Below are 24,578 nucleotides of genomic sequence, written 5' to 3' on the forward strand. Positions count from 1 at the left end.
TTGTCCTACGGCAGACACAAAAACAAAGGTGCGGTTATGGCCGAGACTCAAGGCAGTGACATCCTCGTCAGCTTTCGCGGCGTACAGAAGAGCTACGACGGCGAGACGCTGATCGTCAAAGACCTCAATCTGGACATTCGCAAAGGCGAGTTCCTTACCCTGCTCGGGCCGTCCGGCTCCGGCAAGACCACCAGCCTGATGATGCTCGCCGGGTTTGAAACCCCAACCAACGGCGAAATCCTCCTGGCCGGTCGCTCCATCAACAACGTCCCTCCGCACAAGCGCGACATTGGCATGGTGTTCCAGAACTATGCGTTGTTCCCGCACATGACGGTGGCCGAGAACCTGGCGTTCCCCCTCTCGGTGCGCGGCATGAGCAAGACCGACGCCAGCGAGCGGGTCAAACGTGCGCTGTCCATGGTGCAACTCGACAGTTTCCGCAATCGCTACCCGGGTCAGCTCTCCGGCGGCCAGCAGCAGCGTGTGGCCCTGGCCCGCGCGCTGGTCTTCGAGCCGCAGCTGGTGCTGATGGACGAGCCGCTGGGCGCGCTCGACAAGCAGCTGCGCGAGCACATGCAGATGGAGATCAAGCACATCCATCAACGTCTCGGTGTGACCGTGGTCTACGTGACCCACGACCAGGGCGAAGCCCTGACCATGTCCGATCGCGTGGCCGTGTTCCATCAGGGTGAGATCCAGCAGATTGCACCGCCACGAGAGCTCTACGAACTGCCGCACAACACCTTCGTGGCCAACTTCATCGGTGAGAACAACCGGCTCAGCGGCGAGTTGGAAAGCCACAGCGGAGAGCGATGCGTGGTGCGCCTGGCCCGCGGCGAGAAAGTCGAGGCGCTGGCGATCAACGTCGGCAAGCCTGGCGAGCCCGTTACCCTGTCCATCCGCCCCGAGCGCGTGCGCCTGAACGGCCACAGCGAAAGTTGCGTCAATCGCTTCAACGGTCGAGTGGAGGAGTTCATCTACCTGGGCGACCACGTGCGAATTCGCCTCGAGGTCTGCGGCAAGCCCGATTTCTTCGTCAAGCAACCTATTGCTGAGCTCGACCCCGCACTGGCGGTAGGCGATGTGGTGCCGCTCGGCTGGCAAGTGGAGCACGTTCGCGCGCTGGATCCGTTGACGACGGAATGAGCGGCGGCGCCAAGCATTAGGCACTGTACGAAAAGTGCCTGCGCTCGGTGAGGCGTCGTTAAAAAACGGTTCGGAATGCTCATTTACAGCTCGTAAATTCCGCATCCTCACCGATTTTTGCCTAGCCTGACCTTCGCTCGACGACTTTTCGTACAGACCTAGCAACCCTGCACTGTGGAGAAAACAACAATGTCGAAATCCCTGAAACTCACCGCCATGGCCCTGGGCCTGGCCTGCGCCGTACCAGCGTTGGCAGCCGACCTGACTGTGGTCTCCTTCGGTGGCGCCAACAAGATCGCCCAGACCAAGGCGTTCTACGCTCCCTTCGAAAAGGCCACCGGAAACAAGATCATCGCCGGCGAATACAACGGTGAGATGGCCAAGGTGAAGGCCATGGTCGACACCAACAGCGTGTCCTGGAACCTGGTCGAAGTGGAGTCGCCTGAACTCTCCCGTGGCTGTGATGAAGGCATGTTCGAGGAGCTCGATCCGGCCCTCTTCGGCAATGCCGAGGATTACATCCCAGGTGCCATCCAGCCGTGCGGTGTTGGCTTCTTCGTGTGGTCTACGGTGCTGGCGTACAACGCTGACAAGCTGAAGAGCGCACCGACCAGTTGGGCGGATTTCTGGGACGTGAATAAATTCCCGGGCAAGCGCGGCCTGCGCAAGGGTGCCAAGTACACCCTCGAGTTCGCCCTGATGGCCGATGGTGTGGCACCGAAGGATGTCTACAGCGTACTGGCTACCCAAGAGGGTCAGGACCGTGCCTTCAAGAAACTCGACCAGATCAAACCGAGCATCCAGTGGTGGGAAGCCGGCGCCCAGCCGCCGCAGTTCCTGGCTTCCGGTGACGTGGTCATGAGCTCTGCCTACAACGGCCGTATCGCCGCCGTGCAGAAAGAGAGCAATCTGAAAGTGGTATGGAACGGCGGCATCTACGACTTCGACGCCTGGGCCATCCCGAAGGGTGCCAAGGACAAGGAAGCCGCGCTGCAGTTCATCGCCTTCTCGGTCAAGCCTGAGCAACAGAAAGGTTTCTCTGAAAACATCGCCTACGGTCCGGCGAACAAGCAGGCCGTTCCGCTGCTGGACAAGGCAGTACTGAAGGACATGCCGACCACACCTGAAAACATCGCGAACCAGGTCGCCATGGATGTCACCTTCTGGGCTGACTACGGTGAGCAGCTGGAGCAGCGCTTCAACTCCTGGGCGGCCAAGTAAGGCCGCCGCCCCGCCCCTCTCCTTCTGGGAGAGGGGCTGAGGGCGAGGGATGTTCCTCGCCCAGCCCCTCGGGGCCGCAAGTCCAATCCAGCCGAGAGACGGCACGTTTCAACGGAGTTCGCCATGGCCACTGCAGTGCCCCTGACCCAGGTCACCGGCCCCACCCTCAAGCAGCGCCTCGCCCGCGCCGAGCGGATGAACCGCCTGAAGTCCCAGGCATTGATCCTGCCGCTGCTGATTTTTCTCCTGCTGACCTTCCTCGTGCCCATCGGTGCGCTGCTCTACAAGAGTGTGAATAACCCTGAGGTCGTGGGAACCATGCCGCGTACTGTCGAGGCGATCAGTGCGTGGGACGGCAAGGCGCTACCGGCTGAGCCGGTCTATAAAGCACTGGCCGAAGACCTCGCCGAAGCCCGCAAGAACCAGGCTGTCGGCGACTTGTCCAAGCGTCTGAACATGGAACTGGCCGGTTACCGGAGCCTGATGGCCAAGACTGCCCGTGCCTTGCCTTTCAAGACTGAGCCGGCTTCATATAAAGAAGCGCTCGAAGCCCTGGATGAGCGCTGGGGCGACCCAGCGTACTGGCAGGCCATCCGCCGCAACAGCAGCAATCTGACCCCTTATTACCTGTTGGCATCTCTCGACCACCGCATCGATGATCTGGGCGAGCTGGCTCCTGCCACCCCGGACCAGGCCATCTACCTCGACATCTTCGCCCGTACCTTCTGGATGGGTGCAGTGATCACCGTGATCTGCCTGCTGCTGGCCTACCCGCTGGCCTACCTGCTGGCCAACTTGCCGACGCGCCAGAGCAACCTGCTGATGATCCTGGTGCTGCTGCCATTCTGGACCTCCATCCTGGTCCGCGTGGCGGCCTGGATCGTCCTGCTGCAATCTGGTGGCCTGATCAACGGTGCGCTGCTGAAGCTGGGCTTGATCGACCAGCCGCTGCAGCTGGTGTTCAACCGCACCGGCGTCTACATCTCCATGGTACACATCATGCTGCCGTTCATGATCCTGCCTATCTATAGCGTGATGAAGGGTATCTCGCCGACTTACATGCGCGCGGCGATCTCCCTCGGCTGCCATCCGTTCGCCAGCTTCTGGAAGGTCTACTTCCCGCAGACTGTGGCCGGGGTCGGCGCCGGGTGCCTGCTGGTGTTCATCCTGTCGATCGGCTACTACATCACCCCGGCACTGCTGGGCAGCCCGAACGACCAGATGGTCAGCTACTTCGTTGCCTTCTTCACCAACACCACCATCAACTGGGGTATGGCCACGGCCTTGGGCGGGATGCTGCTGTTCGCCACCCTGATCCTCTACGTGGTGTACAGCTGGCTGGTAGGCGCAGGTCGCCTGCGACTGGGGTAAGCGCCTCCGCGAGAGGCCAACTGATCCTCCTCCCCGCCTGTGGGTGAGGGTGGCCCGCAGGGCCAGGGGAGGGGATCCGCAAGAAATTCATTGGAGAGCGAGTCATGTTGAGTCCTTACATGTCCCCGGTCGAACGCCTGTGGTACTTCACCCTGCGCGGCCTGTGCGGCCTGGTGCTGTTGTTCCTGATCCTGCCGGTGCTGGTGATAATTCCGTTGTCGTTCAACTCCGGCACCTTCCTCGTCTACCCGCTGCAGGGCTTTTCCCTGCGCTGGTATGCGGACTTCTTCCAGTCCGCCGAGTGGATGCGCTCGCTGACCAACAGCATGATTGTGGCCCCGGCCGCTACCCTACTGGCCATGGTGTTCGGCACCCTGGCGGCCATCGGCCTGACCCGTGGCGAGTTCCGCGGAAAGGCGCTGGTAATGAGCATCCTGATCTCCCCCATGGTCGTGCCTGTGGTGATCATCGGTGTGGCCAGCTACCTGTTCTTCGCCCCGCTGGGCCTGGGCAACAGTTACCTGTCGCTGATCCTGGTTCATGCGGTACTCGGTGTGCCCTTCGTGATCATCACAGTGTCGGCGACCCTGCAAGGCTTCAACCAGAACCTGGTGCGTGCGGCTGCCAGCCTTGGCGCTCCGCCTCTGACCACATTCTTTCGGGTGACCCTGCCGCTGATCGCGCCAGGGGTTATTTCCGGTGCGCTGTTCGCCTTCGCCACGTCCTTCGACGAAGTGGTGGTGACCCTGTTCCTCGCAGGGCCGGAGCAGGCCACCCTGCCACGGCAGATGTTCAGCGGTATCCGCGAGAACCTCAGCCCGACCATCGCCGCGGCAGCGACCCTGCTGATCGGCTTCTCAATCGTCTTGCTGCTGACGCTGGAGTGGCTGCGTGGACGCGGCGAGCGCCTGCGTACCTCGATGCCTGAATGACCCGCATTACGTGTTGAATCAAAGGGGGCCAGTGGCCCCCTTTGATGTTTCTGGTTGCCTCGCAGACGTATGAACGAGCCTTGCCGGCGCTCTCGGGCTACAATCCGCGCCATCGTGAATCTGCCCCGAGGTCAGCCATGCAGCCTTTCGCCATCGCCCCGTCGATCCTCTCCGCCGATTTCGCTCGCCTGGGAGAGGAGGTGGACAACGTCCTCGCCGCCGGCGCCGACATCGTTCACTTCGATGTGATGGACAACCATTACGTGCCCAACCTCACCATCGGCCCGATGGTCTGCGCGGCTCTGCGCAAGTACGGCATCACCGCGCCGATCGACGCGCACCTGATGGTCAAGCCGGTGGATCGCATCATTGGCGACTTCATCGAGGCAGGTGCTACCTACATCACTTTCCATCCGGAAGCCTCGGAACACATTGATCGCTCCCTGCAGTTGATCCGTGATGGCGGTGCCAAGGCTGGCCTGGTGTTCAACCCGGCGACGCCGCTAGATGTGCTCAAGTACGTGATGGACAAGGTCGACATGATCCTCCTGATGAGCGTCAACCCGGGCTTTGGCGGGCAGAAATTCATTCCCGCCACCCTCGACAAGCTGCGTGAGGCTCGCGCGCTTATCGACGCTTCCGGCCGCGAGATTCGTCTGGAGATCGACGGTGGGGTCAACGTCCACAATATCCGTGAAATCGCGGCTGCCGGTGCCGACACCTTCGTTGCCGGTTCGGCCATCTTCAACGCGCCACACTACGTCGAAGTCATCGCGGCCATGCGTGCCGAACTGGCCAAGGTCTGATATGAGCACGTTGCAGCGGCTTTTCGAGGGGCGCCTTCCGCGCCTGGTGATGTTCGACCTGGACGGCACCCTGGTGGATTCGGTCCCCGATCTGGCCGCTGCGATAGACCGCATGCTGGTGGCCCTCGGGCGTCCGGCAGCAGGTGTCGAGCAGGTCCGCGAGTGGGTCGGCAACGGCGCCCGCGTGCTGGTACGCCGCGCTCTTGCCGGTGGCCAGGACCACTCCGCCGTGCATGACACCGATGCTGAGCGCGGCCTCGAACTCTTCATGGAGGCCTATGGCGAAAGCCATGCGCTCACCCGCGTCTACCCAGGGGTCGCGGAGACCCTCAAGTGGCTTAAGAAACGGGGCGTCGAACTTGCCCTGATCACCAACAAACCGGAGCGTTTTGTCGCGCCGCTGCTGGATGAGATGAAGCTGGGACGGTATTTCCCGCTGATCATCGCCGGCGATACCTTGCCGCAGCAGAAACCGGACCCTTCGGCCCTGCTGCATGTGATGCATATGACCGGCGTCAGCCGTGGCGAAGCTCTGTTTATCGGCGACTCGCGCAATGACGTCCTGGCCGCCAAGGCTGCCGGTGTGAAGTGCGTGGCGTTGAGCTACGGCTACAACCACGGCCGGCCCATTAGCGAAGAGGAGCCGGCCTTGGTGGTGGACGATCTTCGCGAGCTGCTGCCGGGCGGTTGCGCGGCACACGGCGCTGCGCTAATGTCGCCCGACTCCTCTGAATATCCGCCTCAAAGAGATCGAAACGTGGTGGCTCCCTGCAAGCGTTGGCTCGAAAGAGCTGGAATGATCATCATCAAGGCTGTGGCCCGTTGGCGCTGGCGCGCCTGAATTCATTCTGGCCGGTATCTCCGGCGCGTTCGCACACCGACGTTTTACCTCCAGGAGCTCGATAGCTCCCTGTCACGAGGCTGATCATGACCCGCGAAGATTTCCTGCGTTTGGCCGCTGAAGGCTATAACCGCATTCCGCTTGCGTTCGAAACCCTGGCGGATTTCGATACGCCGCTTTCCCTCTACCTGAAGCTCGCCGACACGCCGTACTCCTACCTGCTGGAGTCGGTGCAGGGCGGTGAGAAATGGGGCCGTTACTCCATCATTGGTCTGGCGGCCCGCACGGTGTTGCGAGCTCATGGCCACCAGGTGACCGTTGCCGTCGACGGTGTCAATGTCGAACAGCATGACTGCGAAGACCCGTTGGCCTTCGTCGAGGCATTCAAGGAGCGCTACAACGTAGCGCCCATCGCCGGCCTGCCGCGCTTCAATGGCGGCTTGGTGGGTTATTTCGGCTATGACTGCGTGCGCTATGTCGAGAAGCGCCTGGCCAACTGCCAGAATCCCGACCCGTTGGGCACCCCGGACATTCTGCTGATGGTCTCCGACGCGGTGGTGGTGTTCGACAACCTCGCCGGCAAGCTGCACGCGATCGTCCTGGCCGATCCCGGTCAGGACGACGCTTATGAGCGGGGCCAGGCCCGCCTCGCCGAGCTGCGCCGACAGTTGCGCCAGCCCGTGGTGCCGCGTCTGGGCGTGGACCCTGGCCAGCCGCAGGGTGGCGAGCCGGACTTTCGCTCCAGCTTCACCCGCGAGGACTACGAGCGTGCAGTGGGCAGCATCAAGGAATACATACTGGCCGGCGACTGCATGCAGGTGGTGATTTCCCAACGCATGTCCATCCCGTTCCAGGCTGCGCCGATCGATCTGTACCGCGCGCTACGCTGCTTCAACCCGACGCCTTACATGTACTTCTTCAACTTCGGTGACTTCCACGTGGTGGGTAGCTCGCCGGAAGTCCTGGTCCGGGTCGAGGACGGCCTGGTCACTGTTCGCCCGATCGCCGGCACCCGCCCGCGCGGTGCCAACGAGGAGGCGGATCAGGCGCTGGAGCAGGACCTGCTCTCCGACGCCAAGGAGCTGGCCGAGCACCTGATGCTGATCGACCTGGGCCGCAACGACGTGGGCCGCGTTTCCAGCACCGGCTCGGTGAAGGTCACCGAGAAGATGGTGATCGAGCGTTACTCCAACGTGATGCACATCGTGTCCAACGTGACCGGCCAGCTCAAGGAAGGCGTCTCTGCCATGGATGCGCTGCGCGCGATCCTGCCGGCGGGCACCCTCTCCGGGGCACCGAAGATCCGTGCAATGGAAATCATCGACGAGCTGGAGCCGGTCAAGCGTGGCGTTTACGGCGGCGCTGTGGGCTATCTGGCCTGGAATGGCAATATGGACACCGCCATCGCGATCCGTACGGCGGTCATCAAGGACGGGGAACTGCACGTGCAGGCCGGCGCCGGCATCGTTGCCGACTCGGTGCCGGCACTGGAATGGGAGGAGACGCTGAACAAGCGCCGCGCCATGTTCCGTGCCGTGGCACTCGCCGAACAGACTGCCACGCCCGACGCCTGAGGATTTCGCCATGCTGCTGATGATCGATAACTATGACTCCTTTACCTACAACGTGGTGCAGTACCTGGGCGAGTTGGGCGCTGACGTCAAAGTGATCCGCAATGACGAGCTGAGCGTTGCCGAGATCGAAGCCCTGAAGCCCGAGCGCATCGTCGTTTCCCCTGGCCCTTGCACCCCCACCGAGGCAGGTGTTTCGCTGGAGGTGATCACCCATTTCGCCGGCAAACTGCCAATCCTTGGTGTCTGCCTGGGGCACCAGAGCATCGGCCAAGCGTTCGGCGGTGACGTGGTGCGTGCGCGCCAAGTGATGCACGGAAAGACCAGCCCGGTCTTCCATGAAGACAAGGGTGTATTCAACGGACTGAACAATCCGCTGACGGTGACTCGCTATCATTCCCTGGTGGTGAAGCGCGAAACCCTGCCGGATTGCCTGGAGATCACCGCCTGGACCCAGCACGAAGATGGCTCGGTGGACGAGATCATGGGCCTGCGACACAAGACCCTGAATATCGAGGGGGTGCAGTTCCATCCGGAATCCATCCTCACCGAGCAGGGTCATGAACTACTGGCTAACTTCCTGAAGCAGACTGGCGGGGTGCGTTGAGATGGATATCAAGGAAGCCCTCAATCGGGTGGTCAACCAACTCGACCTGACCACCGACGAGATGCAGGACGTCATGCGCCTGATCATGACTGGACAGTGCACCGACGCGCAGATCGGTGCCTTCCTCATGGGTATGCGGATGAAGAGCGAGACCATCGACGAAATCGTTGGTGCCGTCTCGGTGATGCGTGAACTCGCCAGCACGGTCGAACTCAGCACCCTCGACCATGTGGTCGATGTGGTGGGCACCGGCGGCGATGGCGCGAATATCTTCAACGTTTCCTCGGCCGCCACTTTCGTGGTCGCCGCGGCTGGCGGCAAGGTTGCCAAGCATGGCAACCGCGCGGTTTCCGGCAAGACCGGCAGTGCCGATGTGCTGGAAGCAGCGGGCATCTACCTGGACCTCAAGCCCGAGCAGGTGGCGCGTTGCATCGAAAGCATCGGAGTGGGCTTCATGTTCGCCCAGGTCCATCACAAGGCCATGAAGTATGCCGCTGCGCCGCGCCGTGAGCTGGGGTTGCGGACCTTGTTCAACATGCTTGGTCCGCTGACCAATCCGGCCGGGGTGCGGCACCAGGTGGTCGGCGTGTTCAGCAAGGCGCTTTGCCGTCCTTTGGCCGAGGTGCTCAAGCGGCTGGGCAGCGAGCACATCCTGGTGGTGCATTCGCGTGACGGGCTGGACGAGTTCAGCCTCGCTGCACCGACCCATGTTGCCGAGCTGAAGGACGGCGAAGTGACTGAGTACGAAGTGCAGCCCGAGGACTTCGGCATCCGTAGCCAGAGCCTTATCGGCCTCACGGTGGACAGTCCTCAGGCATCGCTGGAACTGATCCGCGACGCCTTGGGCAAGCGCAAGACTGAGAGCGGCCAGAAAGCCGCTGAAATGATTGTGCTGAATGCGGGTGCAGCCCTCTATGCTGCGGACCTCGCGTCCAGCCTGAAGGAGGGCGTGCGGCTGGCTCAGGATGCCCTGCATACCGGGCTCGCCCGCGAAAAGCTGGACGAGCTCGCGTCTTTTACAGCGGTGTTCCGAGTGGAGAATGAAGCGTGAGCATCCCAACCGTTCTTGAAAAGATCTTGGCGCGCAAGGCTGAGGAAGTGGCCGAGCGCAGTGCCCGTGTAACCCTGACTGAGCTTGAAGCCCGCGCCCGTTCAGCCAGTGCTCCTCGTGGTTTCGCCAGGGCGCTGCAGGAGCGTGTGGCGCAGCGGGAGCCGGCGGTGATTGCCGAGATCAAGAAGGCGTCGCCGAGCAAGGGCATCATTCGCGAGAACTTCCTTCCCGCACAGATTGCCAGGAGCTATGAGAACGGTGGCGCGACCTGCCTGTCCGTGCTGACCGATATCGATTTCTTCCAGGGCTGCGATGCCTACCTGCAGGAAGCCCGCGACGCCTGCTCGCTGCCGGTGATACGCAAGGACTTCCTCATCGATCCTTACCAGGTGGTCGAAGCTCGTGCCTTGGGGGCGGACTGCGTGCTGCTGATCGTCGCCGCGCTGGACGATGTGCGAATGAAGGAACTGGCGGACACGGCCAAGAACGTTGGCCTAGATGTATTGGTCGAAGTCCATGACGGGGATGAGCTGGAGCGCGCGCTGAAGACCCTCGACACTCCACTGGTGGGTATCAACAACCGTAACCTCCATACCTTCGAGGTGAGCCTGGATACCACGCTGGACCTACTGCCACGTATTCCGCGGGATCGAGTGGTGATCACCGAGAGCGGCATCCTCAATAGAGCGGATGTCGAGCTCATGGAGGTCAGTGAGGTGTATGCCTTTCTCGTGGGCGAAGCCTTCATGCGGGCGGAGGAACCAGGCGCAGAGTTGCGTCGCCTATTTTTCCCGGAGTTCAGTCGCGTCGCACTGGGCGCTGACCCGGACTGATTCGCGAATCGATGAAAAAAGCCGGCTGATGCCGGCTTTTTTCATGCTTGCGGGTGGAGTTCAGCGGGTACCAAATACCACCATCGTCTTGCCTTTGACGTGCACCAGGCCCTGTTCTTCCAGGCTCTTCAGGACTCGACCGACCATCTCTCGTGAACAGCCGACAATGCGACCGATTTCCTGGCGGGTGATCTTGATCTGCATGCCATCCGGGTGGGTCATGGCGTCGGGTTGTTTGCACAGATCGAGCAGCGTGCGGGCGACGCGCCCGGTCACGTCGAGGAATGCCAGGTCCCCGACCTTGCGGGTGGTGTTGCGCAGGCGGTCAGCCATCTGGCTGCCCAGCGCGTAGAGGATCTCCGGATCCTGCTGGGTGAGCTCGCGGAATTTCGCGTAGCTCAGTTCTGCTACTTCGCATTCCGTCTTGGCGCGAACCCAGGCGCTGCGCTCCTTCTCATTGCCTTCCTTGTCGAACAGTCCCATCTCCCCGAAGAAGTCGCCGGCGTTGAGGTAGGCGATGATCATTTCCCGACCGTCGTCATCTTCGATCAGGATGGTGACGGAGCCTTTGATGATGAAGAAGAGGGTTTCGCAGCGATCGCCTGCGTAGATGATGGTGCTCTTTGCCGTGTAGCGGCGGCGGTGACAATGCGCGAGGATCTTGTCCAGGCTTTTTATTTTAGGTGTAAGGGTAATTGCGACCATGCCCGAGTCCCGAAAAGAGAAGGTAAGCCTTTGTCCAACAGGCAATTTCTAGTAATTGTTGTGCCAAGTGTGCCAGTAATCCGGCGCCAGCTTAACAGACACTTCTATACCGACGATCGGAAATTGCGACACAGCTAACACCTGCCCGGGAAGTAATGTTGGTTTGTTGTCCATCGGGCCCCTTGGGGCCCTGTGCTAAGCTACGACACCTTTTTTTCGAGTAGGGTCCTTGGCGATGAAAGCACGCATCCAATGGGCGGGCGAAGCCCTGTTTCTTGGTGAGTCCGGCAGTGGGCATGCCGTGGTGATGGACGGCCCACCTGAGAGTGGCGGTCGCAACCTCGGGGTGCGCCCGATGGAGATGCTGCTGATCGGGCTCGGCGGCTGCACCAACTTTGACGTGGTGAGCATCCTGAAAAAGTCCCGCCAGCCGATTGAAAGCTGCGAGGCATTTCTCGAAGCCGAGCGCGCCAGCGAAGACCCCAAGGTCTTCACCAAGATCCATGTGCATTTCGTGGTGAAAGGGCGCGGCCTCAAAGAGGCGCAAGTCAAACGCGCGGTGGAGTTGTCGGCGGAGAAGTACTGCTCGGCGTCCATCATGCTTGGGCGGGCCGGCGTTGAAATCACCCATGACTACGAGATTGTCGAGCTCGGCGCCTGAGATCGGACGCCCGGCCGGGTGATGAAGACATCCGGCCATCATATTTGCACGCCAAACTCTGGCAGACGGCGCCTCTCGTCTGCATAATTCGCCCCCTCCAGTTTCCGGGGCTCAGGCTCCGACCATACGACCACAATCGCCAACGCGAAGAGGTGTAAACCGTCCTACGCAGATGTGTCGTGCGCATCTGACGGGCATGCTCAATCACGCGGTAGAGCCGCATGCACAAGAGAGTTTCCAACGGTGAACAGCAAACTCAAGCTCCACGGGTTCAATAACCTGACAAAGACCTTGAGCTTCAACATCTATGACATCTGCTACGCCGAGACCCCCGAGGACCAGCAGGCCTACGTCCAGTACATCGATGAAGAGTACGATGCCGAGCGCCTGACCCAGATCCTCACCGACGTAGTGGACATCATTGGTGCGAACATCCTGAACATCGCCCGTCAGGACTATGACCCTCAAGGCGCAAGTGTGACCATCCTCATTTCCGAGCAGCCGGTGACCCCCACCGACAGCCAGATCGAGGAGTCGCCGGGCCCATTGCCGGAAACCATCCTGGCGCACCTGGATAAGAGCCACATCACCGTACACACCTATCCGGAGATTCATCCGGTGGATGGGATCGCTACCTTCCGTGTGGACATCGACGTTTCCACCTGCGGGGTGATCTCCCCGTTGAAGGCGCTCAACTACCTGATCCACCAGTTCGATTCGGACATCGTGACTGTGGATTATCGTGTGCGTGGTTTCACCCGCGACGTGGAAGGCAAGAAGCACTTCATCGACCATGAGATCAACTCCATCCAGAACTACCTCTCGGACGACACTCAGGACGCCTATCAGATGACAGACGTCAACGTGTACCAGGAAAACCTGTTCCACACGAAGATGCTGCTCAAGGATTTCGAGCTGGACAATTACCTGTTCGGCGATGCGACCTCCAACCTGACTGGCGAGCAGCGCAAGCAGGTGGAAGAGCGCCTGCGTCACGAAATGCTGGAAATCTTCTACGCCCGCAACATGCCGCGCTGATAGTTATCGGCACGTTTCGGATGAAAACAACAAAGGGCGCCGTGGCGCCCTTTGTTGTTTTCGCAGTCTTCTGATCAAACTCTATAGGTGCTTTTGGTCATCACCTTTGACAGCAACGTCATTCCGAACTTGACCGGAGCCGGGAAGCGCATACCGCCCGCTTCCAATGCGCTGGTGGCGTGCTGTTCTTCATCGGTACGCATCTGTTCGAGAATCGCGCGGGATTTGCCATCCTCGGCCGGCAGCTGCTGGAGATGCTCGTCCAGGTGTTTGCACACTTGGTCTTCAGTGGCAGCTACGAAGCCCAGACTGACCTTATCGCTGACCAGGCCAGCCAATGCACCGACGCCAAACGACAAGCCATAAAACAGCGGGTTGAGAATACTCGGGCGGCTGCCGAGTTCACGGATGCGTTGTTCGCACCAGGCGAGGTGGTCGACTTCCTCTTCGGCGGCATGCTCCATGGCAGCCCGCACTTCCGGCAGCTTCGCGGTCAGGGCCTGGCCCTGGTACAGCGCTTGGGCGCAGACCTCACCGGTGTGGTTGATGCGCATCAAGCCGGCAACGTGACGCGCATCTTCGCTATCGAGTTCGGTATCGGGCTGGCCATCGGCAGGTGAGGGGCGGAAAGGCTGCCCGGAAAATGGTAGCAGGGTGCGCAGGGCGACGTCGGCCTGCAGCAGCAGCCGGTCGGCGGGGGAGTAGTAACGTTCGCTGGCCATGCGGCACCTCCGTAGGCAATCTCGGCAGGCATTCTAACCCAAGGGGCCGCTATGGGCTTGACTGGAATCAGTCCGCTTGCGACGGGCGGGGCAGGCTCGCCCCTTGCGCGCAGGGGCGAGGAGGTCCGGGGCTGGATCAGCCCGGGGGCCAATGCATCTGGCGCTGGCCAAGCACATGCATATGGATGTGGTAGACGGTCTGGCCACCCTGTTCATTGCAGTTCATCACCATGCGGAAGCCGGCCTCGCAGCCTTGTTCCTTGGCCAGGCGCTGCGCCGTGAAGACCATGTGGCCGGCGAGCGCCTTGTCTTCTTCGACCAAGTCGTTGACGGTGCGCACGTGCTTTTTCGGAATGACCAGGAAATGCACGGGGGCTTGCGGTGCAATGTCGTGGAAGGCAACGACCTGGTCATCTTCATAGAGCTTGCGGGCGGGGATTTCGCCCGCCGCGATTTTGCAGAACAGACAGTCCACTGGGGTTCTCCGGCCTGATATAAGAGGCGTCGAGTTTAACGGCGGGCGTTTACCCCGGCCAGCCTAACCCACGACCCGAAGGAGCGCCTGTGAAGAACGACATCCATGACCTCGGCCTGGTGCTGGACTCCAGGGTGAAACTGGTGCTGATCGAGTCCTGGGATGAGCGCCGAGTGTTGGAAACCTTGACCAGCCTGGCGATCAAGCGAGGGCTGGGGCTGTTGACCTGGTCGGTCAGCGAGGGGCTGCAGCGGCTTGGTTTTGGCGGTGAGCCGCTGGGCGAAGGAGATAGCCGCGATCCTGAGGTGGCTCTGCGGCTGATCAAGGCGGATCCGCAGCCGAACCTCTATGTCCTCTGTGACCTGCATCCCTTCCTTGCGGATAACCCGCGGGTCGTTCGGCTGCTCAAGGAAGTGGCCATGGCTGAAGGCAATCACAAGCCGACTGCGGTGCTGGTTTCCCATGCCCTGAAGCTGCCATCGGAAGTACAGCGTTATGCTGCGCGCTTCAGTCTCGCACTGCCAGGCGAAGAGGAGCTGCTGAGCATCGTGCGCGAAGAGGCGACGCGCTGGAGCGAGCGTAATCGCGGGGCGCGGGTTCGCACGGACAACCGGACCCTGCAGCAAGTGGTGAAGAACCTCCGAGGAATGAGTCATGGCGAGGCTCGCGCATTGGCACGCAATGTCATTTGCGATGACGGCGCCATCACCCAGGAAGATTTGCCGGAGCTGAACAAGGCCAAGTTCCAACTGCTCGACATGGAGGGTGTGCTCAGCTTCGAGTACGAGACTGCGCGTTTCGCAGAAGTCGGTGGCCTGGACAATCTCAAACGTTGGCTGGCGGAACGCCAGGCCGCGCTGCTCGACGAAAAGGTCAAGGATCGACCCAAGGGCGTGATGCTGGTCGGCGTGCAGGGCGGTGGCAAGAGCCTGGCGGCCAAGGCCGTGGCAGGGCTATGGGGCCTGCCATTGCTGCGCCTGGATTTCGCCTGTTTGTACAACAAGTTCTTCGGTGAAACCGAGCGGAACCTGCGTGAGGCGTTGAAGCTGGCCGAGCAGATGTCGCCATGCGTGTTGTGGATGGACGAGGTTGAGAAGGGGCTGTCCAGTGGTGATCACGATAGCGGGGTCAGCCAGCGGGTCCTGGGAACACTGCTGACCTGGATGGCCGAGCGCAAGGCGCCGGTGTTTCTGGTAGCCACAGCCAATGCCGTCGACGGCCTTGCGCCAGAGTTGCTGCGCAAGGGGCGTTTCGATGAACTGTTCTTCATCGATCTACCTCAGCCAGAGGTTCGCGCCGACATCTTCCGCATCCACCTAGCTCACCGGGAGCTGGACTCGGCGCAATTCGATCTGCATGAGCTGGTGCTCGCCAGCGAAGGCTTTTCTGGTGCGGAGATCGAGCAGGCCGTCGTTGGCATGCTCTACGCCTCCCAGGCGCAGCAATGTGCGGTGGATCAGGACTTGCTATTACGCCAGCTGCGCGCCAGCTCTCCGCTTTCAGTGGTTATGGCCGAGCAGTTGGCGAGCTTGCGAAGCTGGGCGCACGATCGTTGCGTCAGGGCCGATTGATCGGCCGTAGCTCAAGATTTTGCGAAGGCCCGGTTGATCCGGCCCACCACGCGTCGCACCAGCCAGCGCGGGGCGAAACGGGGGAACCGGGCGGCCAGCCGGTTGCGCCAGCCAGGTATGATAATTGCGCGATTCTTCTCAAGGGCTCGCACAGTAATCAACGCGACCTCTTCGGGGCTCATCATTAGTTTACTGCCTTCCAGTCGATCGACCTGCGAATGGGCGCGACGGAAGAAACTCTTGCGCGTCGGGCCGGGGCAGAGCACCGAAACCTTGACCCCCTGGGGGCGAAGCTCCTCGCGCAGGCCCTCGGAGAAGTGCAGCACATAGGCCTTGCTGGCGTAGTAGTTGCTCATCCAGGGGCCGGGCTGAAAGCCGGCGACCGAGGCTACGTTGAGTATTTGGCCCCCGCCTTGGTGGGCCATTAGCGCACCCAGCGCGTGGCAAAGTCGAGCCATGGCCAGGATGTTCAGCTCGATCAGCTCCTGCTCATCACTCCAATGCTGCTCAATGAAGGGGCCAGAGGTTCCAATGCCGGCATTATTTACCAGCAAGTCGAATTGCCGTTCGCCCTGTTCCAGCTCCATCAGCATGCCGGACACCTGGAGCGGTTCGGCCAGGTCGCAGACGCGAAACAGTACCTCTACGCCAAAGCGCTGGGTCAATTCGCAGGCAATGCTTTCCAGCGCGTCACGCTGCCTTGCCACCAACAGGAGGCTGCGGCCTCGTCGCGCCAAGGCTTCGGCCAAAGCGAGGCCGATTCCGCTGGAGGCGCCGGTGACCAGGGCATAACGGGGCATGGAGATTCTCCTGAAGGGGCCGGGTTGGACAGTTCCGGCCCCGGGAGGTTGCTTATTCTGATGCGGAATCGCTTTGTGGCGCTATTGCGGTGTCAGCTGGTTGCTCGTAGCGAGTCTCCCCGGTCAGTTGGGCGCGACTCACATAGTCCTGGTAGGCGGGAATGGCAATAGCGGAAAAGATACCGATCACAATCGGGGCCAGCAGGACCAGGCAGGCCAGGACCTTGACAGCGAGGCTGTTGGGTGGCGGCGGTGAGCCATAACGATTGGGGCCGGAGGTTCCTGGGACCACCAGCATGATCAAGGCGAACACGCTGCCCACGAACGGAACGAAGTTGATCAGCCAAAGCCAGCCGGACCAGCCAATATCGTGCAGGCGCTGGACACCGATAAAGACGCCGACAACTGCCAGGACGATACACGCCACAATTGCCAGCAGGCTTGCCAGGGTGGAGGAAAGCGCGAAGCTAGCTGCGATCACCGCGCCGACCGGGAGGAATGCCAGTATGAGCGCCATGCTCCAGCCCAGGTAGCGAACCCGGCCAATCCGACCGTCGGTGCTGAGGACCTTGAGCTCACCATATTCGGGCAGGACTTCGCCGACCTGTGCCTGTGGCGGGGCGTAGGGCGAGGAGCCAGCGGTGGCGGAAGTAATGGAGCCCTGGACCGCAGATGCTTCAGTCGCCAGCTGGGCCTGGCGTGCCAGGTACTTGTCGATGATGATGCCACATGCCTGGCATTCGGCTGTCTTGGGCTGCTCGTGGCCGCACTTGGGGCAGCGCATGCTATCGATCATGGTGGGCGTCTGGGGTGCCATCATGGGGGCTGGCTCGTCCTTCGCTTCCTGCGGGCTGTTCGACCGGTCCTGCTCCTTGCGTACCATCGCCCCCGCCCGTTGCAGGGCGGCCAGGTACTTATCGGCTTCGGCCTCGTCCAGATCACGCTTTAGGGCGACGCTGCGGCCACTGAACAGACTGTCGATCTTTCCAGAATCGCTCTTGAACAGGCGAGCGAGATTCTCTTTGACGGTTTCCAGTGCCACGCCGGGCATTGGTTCGCCTTCGAAGACGATTTTGTAGCGAGCTTCGACCATGCGGGCATCCTTGTCGGCGACAGAGCGGGTGATGGCACAGCGTAATTGTGCGCTAGGCCACGGCACAAGCGGCCTGGTGCAGAAAGTGAACGGTGATTTGCGAAAAGGCTTCGTGGAACGGCACTGTATGGGACCTCGAACAGGGCTATCAGGCGGCCCTGTGACCAGGTTCGGTGGCTGAGTCTATCGCCGAGTCTCAGGGCGCCCAGCGCTGGCCAAGCTGGACTGCATGGTCACGGGCGGCACGGTATTCGCGGTCGAGCCGGGCGATCAGTTCATCAGCGGTCGGCAGGTCACGGATGTTGCCCACGCCCTGGCCGGCTGACCAGACGGTCTTCCAGGCTTTTGCCTCATCACTGATTGGCTTGAGCTTTTCGCCGTAGTTGATATCGGCCTTGTCCGTCAGGCGTTTGAGGTCATAGCCAGCAGCTTCAAGGCTCTGTCGCATGAAGCTCGCCGGTACACCTGAGACCGCCGGGGTATGGATGATGTCTGCTGCCTTGGCGTCCAGGATCATCTGCTTGTAGCGGGTTTCCGCATCGCTCTGCTGGGTGGCAATGAATCGGGTACCCAGGTAAGCCAAATCGGCGCCCAGCAACTGTGCAGCGAAGATCTCATGACCGTGGTTGAGGCATCCAGCCAGCAGCAGGGTCTTGTCGAAGAACTGGCGAATCTCGGCTATCAGGGCGAAGGGGCTCCAGGTCCCAGCATGGCCACCGGCGCCTGCTGCGACAGCAATCAATCCGTCGACCCCGGCTTCAGCGGCCTTTTCAGCGTGGCGGCGGGTTGTCACGTCGTGGAATACCAGGCCGCCGTAACCATGCACCGCGTCCACCACCTCTTTGACCGCACCCAGGCTGGTGATGACAATGGGAACTCGCTTCTCCACACTGATCGCCAGATCGGCCTGCAACCGGGGATTGCTGTGGTGGACAATCAGGTTGACGGCGTAAGGCGCAGCGCTGGTGTTCAGGCCAGACTCGATTTCCTCTAGCCAGGCGCGGAAGCCGGAGCTTTCGCGCTGGTTCAGGGCAGGGAAGCTTCCGACGATTCCACTATTGCAGCAGGCCATCACCAGCTTAGGGTTGGATACCAGAAACATTGGCGCCGCCACCACTGGTAGGCGCAAGCGTTGATCGAGCAGGGCAGGCAGGGACATCTGGCATTCCTCTTGTAGGCTGTCTGGAGTCAGAAAGGCTTCACCACCACCATGATGACAATGGCGATCAAGAACAGCACCGGAACTTCGTTGAACCAGCGATAGAACACGTGGCTGCGTCGGTTCTCACCTCGTGAAAAACGCTTGAGGAGGGACCCGCAGGCGTGGTGGTAGCCGATCAACAGCACGACCAGGGTCAGTTTGGCGTGTAGCCAGCCCTGGCTGAACAAGGAGGTGTTGAGGTAGAGCATCCACAAGCCGAAGACCAGGGTGGCGATCATCGATGGTCCCATGATGCCGCGGTAAAGCTTGCGCTCCATGATGATGAAGCGTTCGCGGCTTGCGGCATCCTCGCTCATCGCGTGGTACACGAAGAGGCGTGGCAAATAGAAAAGTCCGGCGAACCAGCAGACTATGGCGATGATGTGTAGGGCTTTCAACCACAGGTAGAGCATGAGTCGGCTTCCAGGTCCAAGATGGCCACGATAGTAGAGGGTGGGCACGCCACACGTCACCTTGGCTGTTGGCCCATGGCCGATGCAGCTTTATCATCGGCAGCTTTCCAATCGGTTCTTTGAAGGGGCAAGTGATGGTCAAGGTCGGAATCGTCGGCGGCACGGGCTACACCGGGGTCGAACTGCTGCGTCTGCTGGCTCAGCATCCGCAGGCAGAGGTGGCGGTGATCACGTCGCGCTCCGAGGCTGGGGTCAAGGTCGCCGATATGTACCCGAACCTGCGAGGCCATTACGACGAGCTCGCCTTCAGCGTGCCGGACGTGGCTACGCTCGGCGCTTGCGACGTGGTGTTCTTCGCGACCCCGCACGGCGTCGCCCATGCCCTTGCTGGCGAGCTGCTGGATGCGGGCACCAAGGTGATCGACCTGTCTGCCGATTTCCGCCTGCAGGATGCAGAGGAATGGGCCAAGTGGTACGGCCAGCCTCACGGTGCTCCCGGTCTGCTTCCCGAAGCCGTCTACGGCCTGCCGGAAGTCAACCGCGAGGCAATCAAGAACGCCCGCCTGATTGCGGTCCCCGGTTGCTATCCGACCGCCACGCAGCTGGGTTTTATCCCGCTGCTCGAGGCAGGCCTGGCCGATACCCGCCAACTGATCGCTGACTGCAAGTCAGGTGTCAGTGGTGCAGGCCGTGGCGCCAAGGTCGGCTCGCTGTTCTGCGAAGCCGGCGAAAGCATGATGGCCTATTCGGTCAAGGGGCACCGCCATCTGCCGGAAATCACTCAGGGCCTGCGGCGTGCTGCGGGTGGTGCTGTCTGTCTGACGTTTGTTCCACATCTGACACCGATGATCCGTGGCATTCACGCAACCCTTTACGCCAACGTGGCGGACAAGAGCGTGGACCTGCAAGCGCTGTTCGAGAGACGCTATGCCAATGAACCCTTCGTCGACGTGATGCCGGCGGGGAGTCACCCGGAAACACGCAGCGTTCGCGGCGCAAACGTTTGCCGTATTGCGGTCCATCGTCCAATGGGCGGAGACCTGGTGGTGGTCCTGTCGGTGATCGATAACCTGGTCAAGGGTGCTTCCGGTCAGGCCGTACAGAACATGAATATTCTATTCGGCCTGGAAGAGCACCTTGGGCTGGGCCACGCGGCATTGCTACCCTGATCCACTGCTGACTTTCGAGCTCATGTCGCTTCCGGGCGTGGGCCGAGTCGCTTAATAGTTGACCAGTTTTGTAGGGTAAGCGGATAATGCCTCGCCTTAGCGCAGTATGGCGGCGTCGAGCCGGGAGAGTTGCAGCATGAGCGTCGAAACCTTCACCCCTTCAGCCCTGTTGTTCACTGAGGGTGCGGCCAGCAAGGTGAAGAACCTGATCGATGAAGAAGGCAATCCACGCCTGAAGCTTCGCGTGTTCGTCACGGGTGGTGGCTGCTCTGGCTTCCAGTACGGCTTCACGTTCGATGAAGACGTGGCGGACGACGATACGATCGTCGAGCGTGACGGCGTCAGCCTGGTTGTTGATCCGATGAGCTTTCAGTATCTCGCCGGTTCCGAAGTCGACTACCAGGAAGGCTTGGAGGGGTCGCGTTTCGTGATCAAGAACCCGAACGCTTCAACCACCTGCGGTTGTGGCCAGTCCTTCTCGATCTGACGCTGCTGGAATGCGCTAAAACGCCGTGCCATTGAGCGCGGCGTTTTTGTTTGTGGGCAGGTTATGCGGGATAGATCGCGCCCAGGATGCGCAGGCCCTTGGCGCCGGTGACGCTGGGCCGATTGGTCGGGATGCCTTCGAGGCAGCAATGGGCGAGCCAAGCGAAGGCCATGGCCTCGACCCAGTCGGGATCGACGCCAAACTCGCTGGTGCTGCATACGCGGGTGCCCGGCAGCAAGGCCGTCAAGCGCTGCATCAACTGGTGGTTGTGCGCGCCGCCACCGCATACCAACAGATCATCGGTGCCGGTCTGCGCAGCCTTGAGGGCGTCGACAATGCTACGTGCGGTGAGCTCCAGTAACGTGGCCTGGACGTCCTCTGGGCGGAAGATCGGTAGGCGCGCAAGATGGGACTGTAGCCAGCCTAGGTTGAACAGCTCGCGGCCGGTACTCTTCGGTCCCAGGGTGGTAAAGAAGGGATCAGCGAACAGCGTATCCAGCAGCACTTGCTGAACGGTTCCGCTGGCTGCCCAGCGTCCTTCTCGGTCGTAGTTTTCTCCAGTCTGCAGACGAATCCAGGCATCCATCAACACGTTGCCGGGGCCACAGTCGAAGCCGTGAACGGCCTTGCCCGGCTCAATCAGGCTGAGGTTACTGAATCCACCGACGTTCAGCACCGCGCGCAGACTCGTGTGATCGTCGAACAAGGCTTCGTGAAATGCCGGAACCAGAGGGGCGCCCTGGCCGCCGGCAGCGACGTCGCGCCGGCGGAAGTCACCTACTACAGCAATGCCGGTCAGCTCCGCGAGCATGGCAGGATTGCCGATCTGGATGGTGAAACCGCGCGCAGGCTCATGACGAACCGTCTGGCCGTGGCTACCAATGGCACGAATGTCCTGTGAAGTGAGCTGGTTGCGCTCGAGCAGGCTCTGAATGCCCGAAGCCGCAAGCCTTACCCAGCTTTGTTCGGCCGTTGCAGCGCGTGCCAGTTCGTCGGGCCCCGTTGCGCACAGAGCCAGTAGCTCGCTGCGCAACGACTCGGGCATTGGGAGGTAGTACGTGTCGAGGAGGAGGGTACGATTGGTCTGGTCGACCAGGGCGATGTCAAGTCCATCCAGGCTGGTTCCGGACATCACCCCTAGGTAGCGAGCCATGGCCTTAGCGCTTGTTCAAGGCCAGCGTGCTGGCCTTCTCCTGGTCCATACGTGCCAGTAGTGGCTGGCTCATTTGCAGGAAGCGCTTCTTTTCGGCGGCCATGAGCGGATCGGCCATTGGCAGCTTGATCCCCAGGGGATCGACATGGACGCCGTTGACCTGGAACTCATAGTGCAGGTGCGGACCGGTCGAGAGGCCAGTGGTGCCTACGTACCCAATGATCTGGCCTTGCTTGACGCTGCCGCCGGTGCGAATGCCTTTGGCGAAGCCGTTCATGTGGCCGTAGAGGGTTCGGTACTTGTTGCCGTGCTGGATGATCACGGCGTTGCCATAACCACCGCGCCGGCCGGCTAATACGATCTTCCCGTCGCCGGTTGCTTTGATTGGCGTTCCGCGAGGAGCCGCATAGTCGACACCTTTGTGAGCCCGAATCTTGTTGAGAACCGGGTGGCGTCGTCCCATGGAGAATCGAGAGCTAATACGGGCAAAGTCCACAGGAGTACGGATGAATGCCTTGCGCATGCTGCTTCCGTCGGCCCGCAGGTAGCTGGCGTTGCCTTGCTTGCTAACGTAACGGATTGCGCTGAAGGCCTTGCCGCGGTTGATGAAGCGGGCTGCGAGGATTTCGCCGCTACCCACCTTCTTGCCGTTGACCACTTTTTCTTCGTAGATCACCTCGAACTCGTCCCCTTCGCGGATGTCGAGGGCGAAGTCGATGTCGTAGCCGAATACATTGGCCAGATCCATGGTCAGGTCATGGGAAAGCCCGGCGCGCTTTGCAGAGAGGAAAAGCGAGCTGTTGATTACGCCTCTTGCATAAGCCGAGCGCACCTCGGGTTTAGCCAGGTCGCGCTTGAATGCATAACCTTTGCCGGACTTTTCGAGGTGGACGGTTTCGAGTTCGCTCAGTTTCGAGCTGATTCTCTCCAGGTCGCCGGCCGGGCTCAGGTCGAACTGAAAGCGCTGGCCAACCTTGAGGCGGCTGAGCTGTTTTGCGTCCTTGCTGCTATTGAGCACGTCATGCATCACTGCACCGGATAATCCGACCTTGGCGAATATCGTGGACAAGGTGTCGCCATTGCCCACGGTCACAGTCTTGAGGCTGGGATCGGCGGCTGGTTGAGTGGTGGCGAGCTTGGCGTCTTCTGTCTTCTTATCCGCGTCTTTTTCGGCGCTGTTCTGATTGTCGGCTGGGCTCTCGATCTTGGTAAATGGCGAGTTGCCCTGATCCCCGGTGACTGGACCTGGTCGGAGATCGTCTTTCTCTTGGATGAGCATCTCGGAGCCATTTTCAAGCTCCAGATTGATGAAGGTCTTCTTCGCCTCGACTTCGCGGGACGGGAACACCAGCAGGGCCAGGCTGAGCAGCGCAGCCACACCGCTTGCAGCCAGCAAATGGCTCTTCGGATACGGCGGCACTTTGGGAACGTTATGCGTCATGGCGTGTGGTGTTTTTTAGAAGGTGAACTAACTGCCTAAAATATAATCAAAAGCTGCCCTAGGCAACCTCGGATTCACGCCGTCCGCCGGTCGGCGTTAGCTCAGGCGCAAAACTTGTAATTAGTTCGCGATCTTGTATGGTTGGTTCCCCTTTTGTCTGTCGAACGGTCACGAGTCCTGTCATGAAGTCGGTTGAAGAGCAGCTGGCGCTGATCAAGCGCGGTGCGGAAGAGGTTCTGGTCGAGTCCGAGCTGGTGGAAAAGCTCAAGCGTGGCCAGCCACTACGGATCAAGGCGGGCTTCGATCCGACAGCTCCAGACCTTCACCTCGGGCATACGGTCCTTATTAATAAGCTGCGCCAGTTCCAGGAGCTAGGTCATCAGGTCGTCTTCCTGATAGGCGACTTCACGGGGATGATTGGTGACCCAAGCGGCAAGAGCGCAACGCGTCCCCCGCTGACTCGAGAGCAGGTCCTGGAGAACGCGGAGACCTATAAGGCTCAGGTGTTCAAGATCCTAGATCCTGGCAAGACTGAGGTGGCCTTCAACTCCACCTGGATGGACAAGCTGTCTCCGGCAGACTTCATTCGTCTGGCCTCCCAGTACACCGTTGCTCGGATGCTCGAGCGTGATGATTTCAGCAAGCGCTACACCACGAATCAACCGATCGCCATTCATGAGTTTCTTTACCCGCTGGTGCAGGGGTACGACTCGGTTGCTCTGCGCGCGGATGTCGAGCTGGGTGGTACCGATCAGAAGTTCAATCTGTTGATGGGTCGCGAACTGCAGCGTGCTTATGGTCAGGAGTCTCAGTGCATCGTCACCATGCCGTTGCTGGAGGGGCTGGACGGTGTGAAAAAGATGTCCAAGTCCCTTGGCAACTATGTAGGCATCCAGGAGGCGCCTGGTGTGATGTACAACAAACTGGTCTCCATTCCTGATCAGTTGATGTGGCGCTACTTCGAGCTACTGAGCTTTCGCTCCATGGGTGAGATCGAGCAGTTCAAGAAGGAAGTAGACCGGGGCGCCAACCCGCGCGACATCAAGATCAAGCTGGCCGAAGAGATCGTCGCTCGCTTTCATGGCGAAGAGGCGGCTGCTACTGCCCATCGTTCTGCGGGCAACAGAATGAAGGATGGCGAGTTGCCTGTGGATCTGCCGGAAATCGAGCTGGCTGCTGCTGAAGACATGCCGATCGCTTCCGTCCTTAATAAAACTGGTCTGGTGAAGAATGCCGCTGTGGCGCGCGACCTGCTTGGTTCTGGTGGTGT

General features: G+C 60.8%; 25 protein-coding genes (1 of these 25 running past the window's edge). 16 read left to right on the forward strand and 9 right to left on the reverse strand.

Annotation, left to right across the window (positions count from 1 at the left end; genetic code table 11):
• Nucleotides 1-36: 36 nt before the first annotated feature.
• From OXH74_RS10660 to trpC, 10 genes are all read left to right on the forward strand, one after another.
• Nucleotides 37-1,146 carry an ABC transporter ATP-binding protein gene (locus OXH74_RS10660; RefSeq protein ID WP_375741181.1) on the forward strand — a complete coding sequence of 370 codons (1,110 nt, stop codon included), beginning with the start codon at nucleotides 37-39 and terminating at the stop codon, nucleotides 1,144-1,146.
• 189 nt (nucleotides 1,147-1,335) lie between these two features.
• Nucleotides 1,336-2,367 carry an ABC transporter substrate-binding protein gene (locus OXH74_RS10665; protein WP_375741182.1) on the forward strand — a complete coding sequence of 344 codons (1,032 nt, stop codon included), beginning with the start codon at nucleotides 1,336-1,338 and terminating at the stop codon, nucleotides 2,365-2,367.
• A gap of 123 nt (nucleotides 2,368-2,490) precedes the next feature.
• Nucleotides 2,491-3,738, forward strand: coding sequence for an ABC transporter permease (locus tag OXH74_RS10670; protein WP_375741183.1), 1,248 nt, complete (start codon nucleotides 2,491-2,493; stop codon nucleotides 3,736-3,738).
• Nucleotides 3,739-3,842: 104 nt separating this feature from the next.
• Nucleotides 3,843-4,670: an ABC transporter permease gene (locus OXH74_RS10675; RefSeq protein WP_215380592.1), complete on the forward strand. Its 828-nt coding sequence runs from the start codon at nucleotides 3,843-3,845 to the stop codon at nucleotides 4,668-4,670.
• 137 nt (nucleotides 4,671-4,807) lie between these two features.
• Nucleotides 4,808-5,476 (forward strand): ribulose-phosphate 3-epimerase, encoded by a 669-nt coding sequence (rpe, locus tag OXH74_RS10680; RefSeq protein WP_375741184.1) that lies wholly within the window; start codon nucleotides 4,808-4,810, stop codon nucleotides 5,474-5,476.
• Nucleotide 5,477: 1 nt separating this feature from the next.
• The gene (locus OXH74_RS10685; protein ID WP_375741185.1) at nucleotides 5,478-6,317 is read left to right on the forward strand and encodes a phosphoglycolate phosphatase; all 840 of its coding nucleotides are present in this window, start codon (nucleotides 5,478-5,480) and stop codon (nucleotides 6,315-6,317) included.
• Between the two features lie 86 nt (nucleotides 6,318-6,403).
• Entirely contained in the window at nucleotides 6,404-7,891 is a 1,488-nt protein-coding gene (trpE, locus tag OXH74_RS10690; RefSeq protein WP_375741186.1) for an anthranilate synthase component I, read from the forward strand.
• A 10-nt stretch (nucleotides 7,892-7,901) separates the two neighbouring features.
• Complete coding sequence (locus tag OXH74_RS10695; protein ID WP_375741187.1) at nucleotides 7,902-8,495, forward strand: aminodeoxychorismate/anthranilate synthase component II; 594 nt, start codon at nucleotides 7,902-7,904, stop codon at nucleotides 8,493-8,495.
• 1 nt (nucleotide 8,496) lies between these two features.
• Entirely contained in the window at nucleotides 8,497-9,546 is a 1,050-nt protein-coding gene (gene trpD / locus OXH74_RS10700) for an anthranilate phosphoribosyltransferase (RefSeq protein ID WP_375741188.1), read from the forward strand.
• Nucleotides 9,543-10,379: an indole-3-glycerol phosphate synthase TrpC gene (gene trpC, locus OXH74_RS10705; protein WP_375741189.1), complete on the forward strand. Its 837-nt coding sequence runs from the start codon at nucleotides 9,543-9,545 to the stop codon at nucleotides 10,377-10,379. The genes trpD and trpC overlap by 4 nt, the downstream gene beginning before the upstream one ends.
• Before the next feature lie 60 nt (nucleotides 10,380-10,439).
• Here trpC and crp read toward each other — a convergent pair whose 3' ends face one another.
• Nucleotides 10,440-11,084, reverse strand: a complete 645-nt coding sequence (gene crp, locus OXH74_RS10710; RefSeq protein WP_215380570.1) for a cAMP-activated global transcriptional regulator CRP — start codon at nucleotides 11,082-11,084, stop codon at nucleotides 10,440-10,442.
• Between the two features lie 235 nt (nucleotides 11,085-11,319).
• On the opposite strand from crp, the gene OXH74_RS10715 reads away from it, so the two are divergent.
• On the forward strand, nucleotides 11,320-11,745 hold the full coding sequence (locus tag OXH74_RS10715; protein WP_215380567.1) for an OsmC family protein: 426 nt from the start codon (nucleotides 11,320-11,322) through the stop codon (nucleotides 11,743-11,745).
• 243 nt (nucleotides 11,746-11,988) lie between these two features.
• Nucleotides 11,989-12,783 carry an adenosylmethionine decarboxylase gene (gene speD / locus OXH74_RS10720; RefSeq protein ID WP_215380565.1) on the forward strand — a complete coding sequence of 265 codons (795 nt, stop codon included), beginning with the start codon at nucleotides 11,989-11,991 and terminating at the stop codon, nucleotides 12,781-12,783.
• Between the two features lie 74 nt (nucleotides 12,784-12,857).
• On the opposite strand, the gene coq7 is transcribed toward speD, so the two are convergent.
• A complete protein-coding gene (coq7, locus tag OXH74_RS10725; RefSeq protein ID WP_375741190.1) occupies nucleotides 12,858-13,505 on the reverse strand; it encodes a 2-polyprenyl-3-methyl-6-methoxy-1,4-benzoquinone monooxygenase in 648 nt (215 codons plus the stop codon).
• A gap of 136 nt (nucleotides 13,506-13,641) precedes the next feature.
• Nucleotides 13,642-13,980, reverse strand: coding sequence for a histidine triad nucleotide-binding protein (locus tag OXH74_RS10730; RefSeq protein ID WP_375741191.1), 339 nt, complete (start codon nucleotides 13,978-13,980; stop codon nucleotides 13,642-13,644).
• Between the two features lie 89 nt (nucleotides 13,981-14,069).
• On the opposite strand from OXH74_RS10730, the gene OXH74_RS10735 reads away from it, so the two are divergent.
• Complete coding sequence (locus tag OXH74_RS10735) at nucleotides 14,070-15,551, forward strand: AAA family ATPase (protein ID WP_375741192.1); 1,482 nt, start codon at nucleotides 14,070-14,072, stop codon at nucleotides 15,549-15,551.
• Between the two features lie 11 nt (nucleotides 15,552-15,562).
• On the opposite strand, the gene OXH74_RS10740 is transcribed toward OXH74_RS10735, so the two are convergent.
• From OXH74_RS10740 to hemJ, 4 genes are all read right to left on the reverse strand, one after another.
• Nucleotides 15,563-16,351: an SDR family NAD(P)-dependent oxidoreductase gene (locus OXH74_RS10740; protein ID WP_375741193.1), complete on the reverse strand. Its 789-nt coding sequence runs from the start codon at nucleotides 16,349-16,351 to the stop codon at nucleotides 15,563-15,565.
• A 52-nt stretch (nucleotides 16,352-16,403) separates the two neighbouring features.
• Nucleotides 16,404-17,444, reverse strand: a complete 1,041-nt coding sequence (locus tag OXH74_RS10745) for a DUF805 domain-containing protein (RefSeq protein WP_375741194.1) — start codon at nucleotides 17,442-17,444, stop codon at nucleotides 16,404-16,406.
• A gap of 196 nt (nucleotides 17,445-17,640) precedes the next feature.
• Nucleotides 17,641-18,603 (reverse strand): NAD(P)H-dependent flavin oxidoreductase, encoded by a 963-nt coding sequence (locus OXH74_RS10750; RefSeq protein ID WP_375741195.1) that lies wholly within the window; start codon nucleotides 18,601-18,603, stop codon nucleotides 17,641-17,643.
• Nucleotides 18,604-18,632: 29 nt separating this feature from the next.
• The gene (gene hemJ, locus OXH74_RS10755) at nucleotides 18,633-19,058 is read right to left on the reverse strand and encodes a protoporphyrinogen oxidase HemJ (RefSeq protein WP_375741596.1); all 426 of its coding nucleotides are present in this window, start codon (nucleotides 19,056-19,058) and stop codon (nucleotides 18,633-18,635) included.
• Between the two features lie 134 nt (nucleotides 19,059-19,192).
• Between hemJ and argC the strand changes: the two genes are divergently transcribed.
• Both argC and erpA read left to right on the forward strand, forming a co-directional pair.
• Nucleotides 19,193-20,227, forward strand: coding sequence for an N-acetyl-gamma-glutamyl-phosphate reductase (gene argC / locus OXH74_RS10760; protein ID WP_375741196.1), 1,035 nt, complete (start codon nucleotides 19,193-19,195; stop codon nucleotides 20,225-20,227).
• Nucleotides 20,228-20,363: 136 nt separating this feature from the next.
• Nucleotides 20,364-20,714 (forward strand): iron-sulfur cluster insertion protein ErpA, encoded by a 351-nt coding sequence (gene erpA / locus OXH74_RS10765; RefSeq protein WP_215380544.1) that lies wholly within the window; start codon nucleotides 20,364-20,366, stop codon nucleotides 20,712-20,714.
• 61 nt (nucleotides 20,715-20,775) lie between these two features.
• Here the strand turns inward: erpA and OXH74_RS10770 are convergent, their stop codons facing one another.
• The gene (locus OXH74_RS10770) at nucleotides 20,776-21,867 is read right to left on the reverse strand and encodes an anhydro-N-acetylmuramic acid kinase (RefSeq protein WP_375741197.1); all 1,092 of its coding nucleotides are present in this window, start codon (nucleotides 21,865-21,867) and stop codon (nucleotides 20,776-20,778) included.
• Nucleotides 21,868-21,871: 4 nt separating this feature from the next.
• Complete coding sequence (locus tag OXH74_RS10775; RefSeq protein WP_375741198.1) at nucleotides 21,872-23,308, reverse strand: peptidoglycan DD-metalloendopeptidase family protein; 1,437 nt, start codon at nucleotides 23,306-23,308, stop codon at nucleotides 21,872-21,874.
• A 182-nt stretch (nucleotides 23,309-23,490) separates the two neighbouring features.
• On the opposite strand from OXH74_RS10775, the gene tyrS reads away from it, so the two are divergent.
• A protein-coding gene (gene tyrS, locus OXH74_RS10780) for a tyrosine--tRNA ligase (RefSeq protein ID WP_375741199.1) crosses the window boundary here: on the forward strand, nucleotides 23,491-24,578 show its 5' portion. 112 nt of this gene lie beyond the right edge of the window; 1,088 of the gene's 1,200 nt are visible here — the first part of the coding sequence; its start codon is at nucleotides 23,491-23,493; its stop codon lies beyond the right edge, outside the window.

Origin of the sequence: Metapseudomonas boanensis (genome assembly GCF_042232855.1) — a bacterium.
Taxonomy (GTDB): domain Bacteria; phylum Pseudomonadota; class Gammaproteobacteria; order Pseudomonadales; family Pseudomonadaceae; genus Metapseudomonas; species Metapseudomonas boanensis.

Excerpts from the sequence above, each read along its gene's own strand:
- OXH74_RS10660 (WP_375741181.1), top strand. The coding sequence starts at position 37 with ATGGCCGAGACTCAAGGCAGTGACATCCTCGTCAGCTTTCGCGGCGTA.
- OXH74_RS10665 (WP_375741182.1), top strand. The coding sequence starts at position 1,336 with ATGTCGAAATCCCTGAAACTCACCGCCATGGCCCTGGGCCTGGCCTGC.
- OXH74_RS10670 (WP_375741183.1), top strand. The coding sequence starts at position 2,491 with ATGGCCACTGCAGTGCCCCTGACCCAGGTCACCGGCCCCACCCTCAAG.
- OXH74_RS10675 (WP_215380592.1), top strand. The coding sequence starts at position 3,843 with ATGTTGAGTCCTTACATGTCCCCGGTCGAACGCCTGTGGTACTTCACC.
- rpe (WP_375741184.1), top strand. The coding sequence starts at position 4,808 with ATGCAGCCTTTCGCCATCGCCCCGTCGATCCTCTCCGCCGATTTCGCT.
- OXH74_RS10685 (WP_375741185.1), top strand. The coding sequence starts at position 5,478 with ATGAGCACGTTGCAGCGGCTTTTCGAGGGGCGCCTTCCGCGCCTGGTG.
- trpE (WP_375741186.1), top strand. The coding sequence starts at position 6,404 with ATGACCCGCGAAGATTTCCTGCGTTTGGCCGCTGAAGGCTATAACCGC.
- OXH74_RS10695 (WP_375741187.1), top strand. The coding sequence starts at position 7,902 with ATGCTGCTGATGATCGATAACTATGACTCCTTTACCTACAACGTGGTG.
- trpD (WP_375741188.1), top strand. The coding sequence starts at position 8,497 with ATGGATATCAAGGAAGCCCTCAATCGGGTGGTCAACCAACTCGACCTG.
- crp (WP_215380570.1), bottom strand. The coding sequence starts at position 11,084 with ATGGTCGCAATTACCCTTACACCTAAAATAAAAAGCCTGGACAAGATC.
- OXH74_RS10715 (WP_215380567.1), top strand. The coding sequence starts at position 11,320 with ATGAAAGCACGCATCCAATGGGCGGGCGAAGCCCTGTTTCTTGGTGAG.
- coq7 (WP_375741190.1), bottom strand. The coding sequence starts at position 13,505 with ATGGCCAGCGAACGTTACTACTCCCCCGCCGACCGGCTGCTGCTGCAG.
- OXH74_RS10740 (WP_375741193.1), bottom strand. The coding sequence starts at position 16,351 with ATGCCCCGTTATGCCCTGGTCACCGGCGCCTCCAGCGGAATCGGCCTC.
- OXH74_RS10745 (WP_375741194.1), bottom strand. The coding sequence starts at position 17,444 with ATGGTCGAAGCTCGCTACAAAATCGTCTTCGAAGGCGAACCAATGCCC.
- OXH74_RS10750 (WP_375741195.1), bottom strand. The coding sequence starts at position 18,603 with ATGTCCCTGCCTGCCCTGCTCGATCAACGCTTGCGCCTACCAGTGGTG.
- hemJ (WP_375741596.1), bottom strand. The coding sequence starts at position 19,058 with ATGCTCTACCTGTGGTTGAAAGCCCTACACATCATCGCCATAGTCTGC.
- argC (WP_375741196.1), top strand. The coding sequence starts at position 19,193 with ATGGTCAAGGTCGGAATCGTCGGCGGCACGGGCTACACCGGGGTCGAA.
- erpA (WP_215380544.1), top strand. The coding sequence starts at position 20,364 with ATGAGCGTCGAAACCTTCACCCCTTCAGCCCTGTTGTTCACTGAGGGT.
- OXH74_RS10770 (WP_375741197.1), bottom strand. The coding sequence starts at position 21,867 with ATGGCTCGCTACCTAGGGGTGATGTCCGGAACCAGCCTGGATGGACTT.
- OXH74_RS10775 (WP_375741198.1), bottom strand. The coding sequence starts at position 23,308 with ATGACGCATAACGTTCCCAAAGTGCCGCCGTATCCGAAGAGCCATTTG.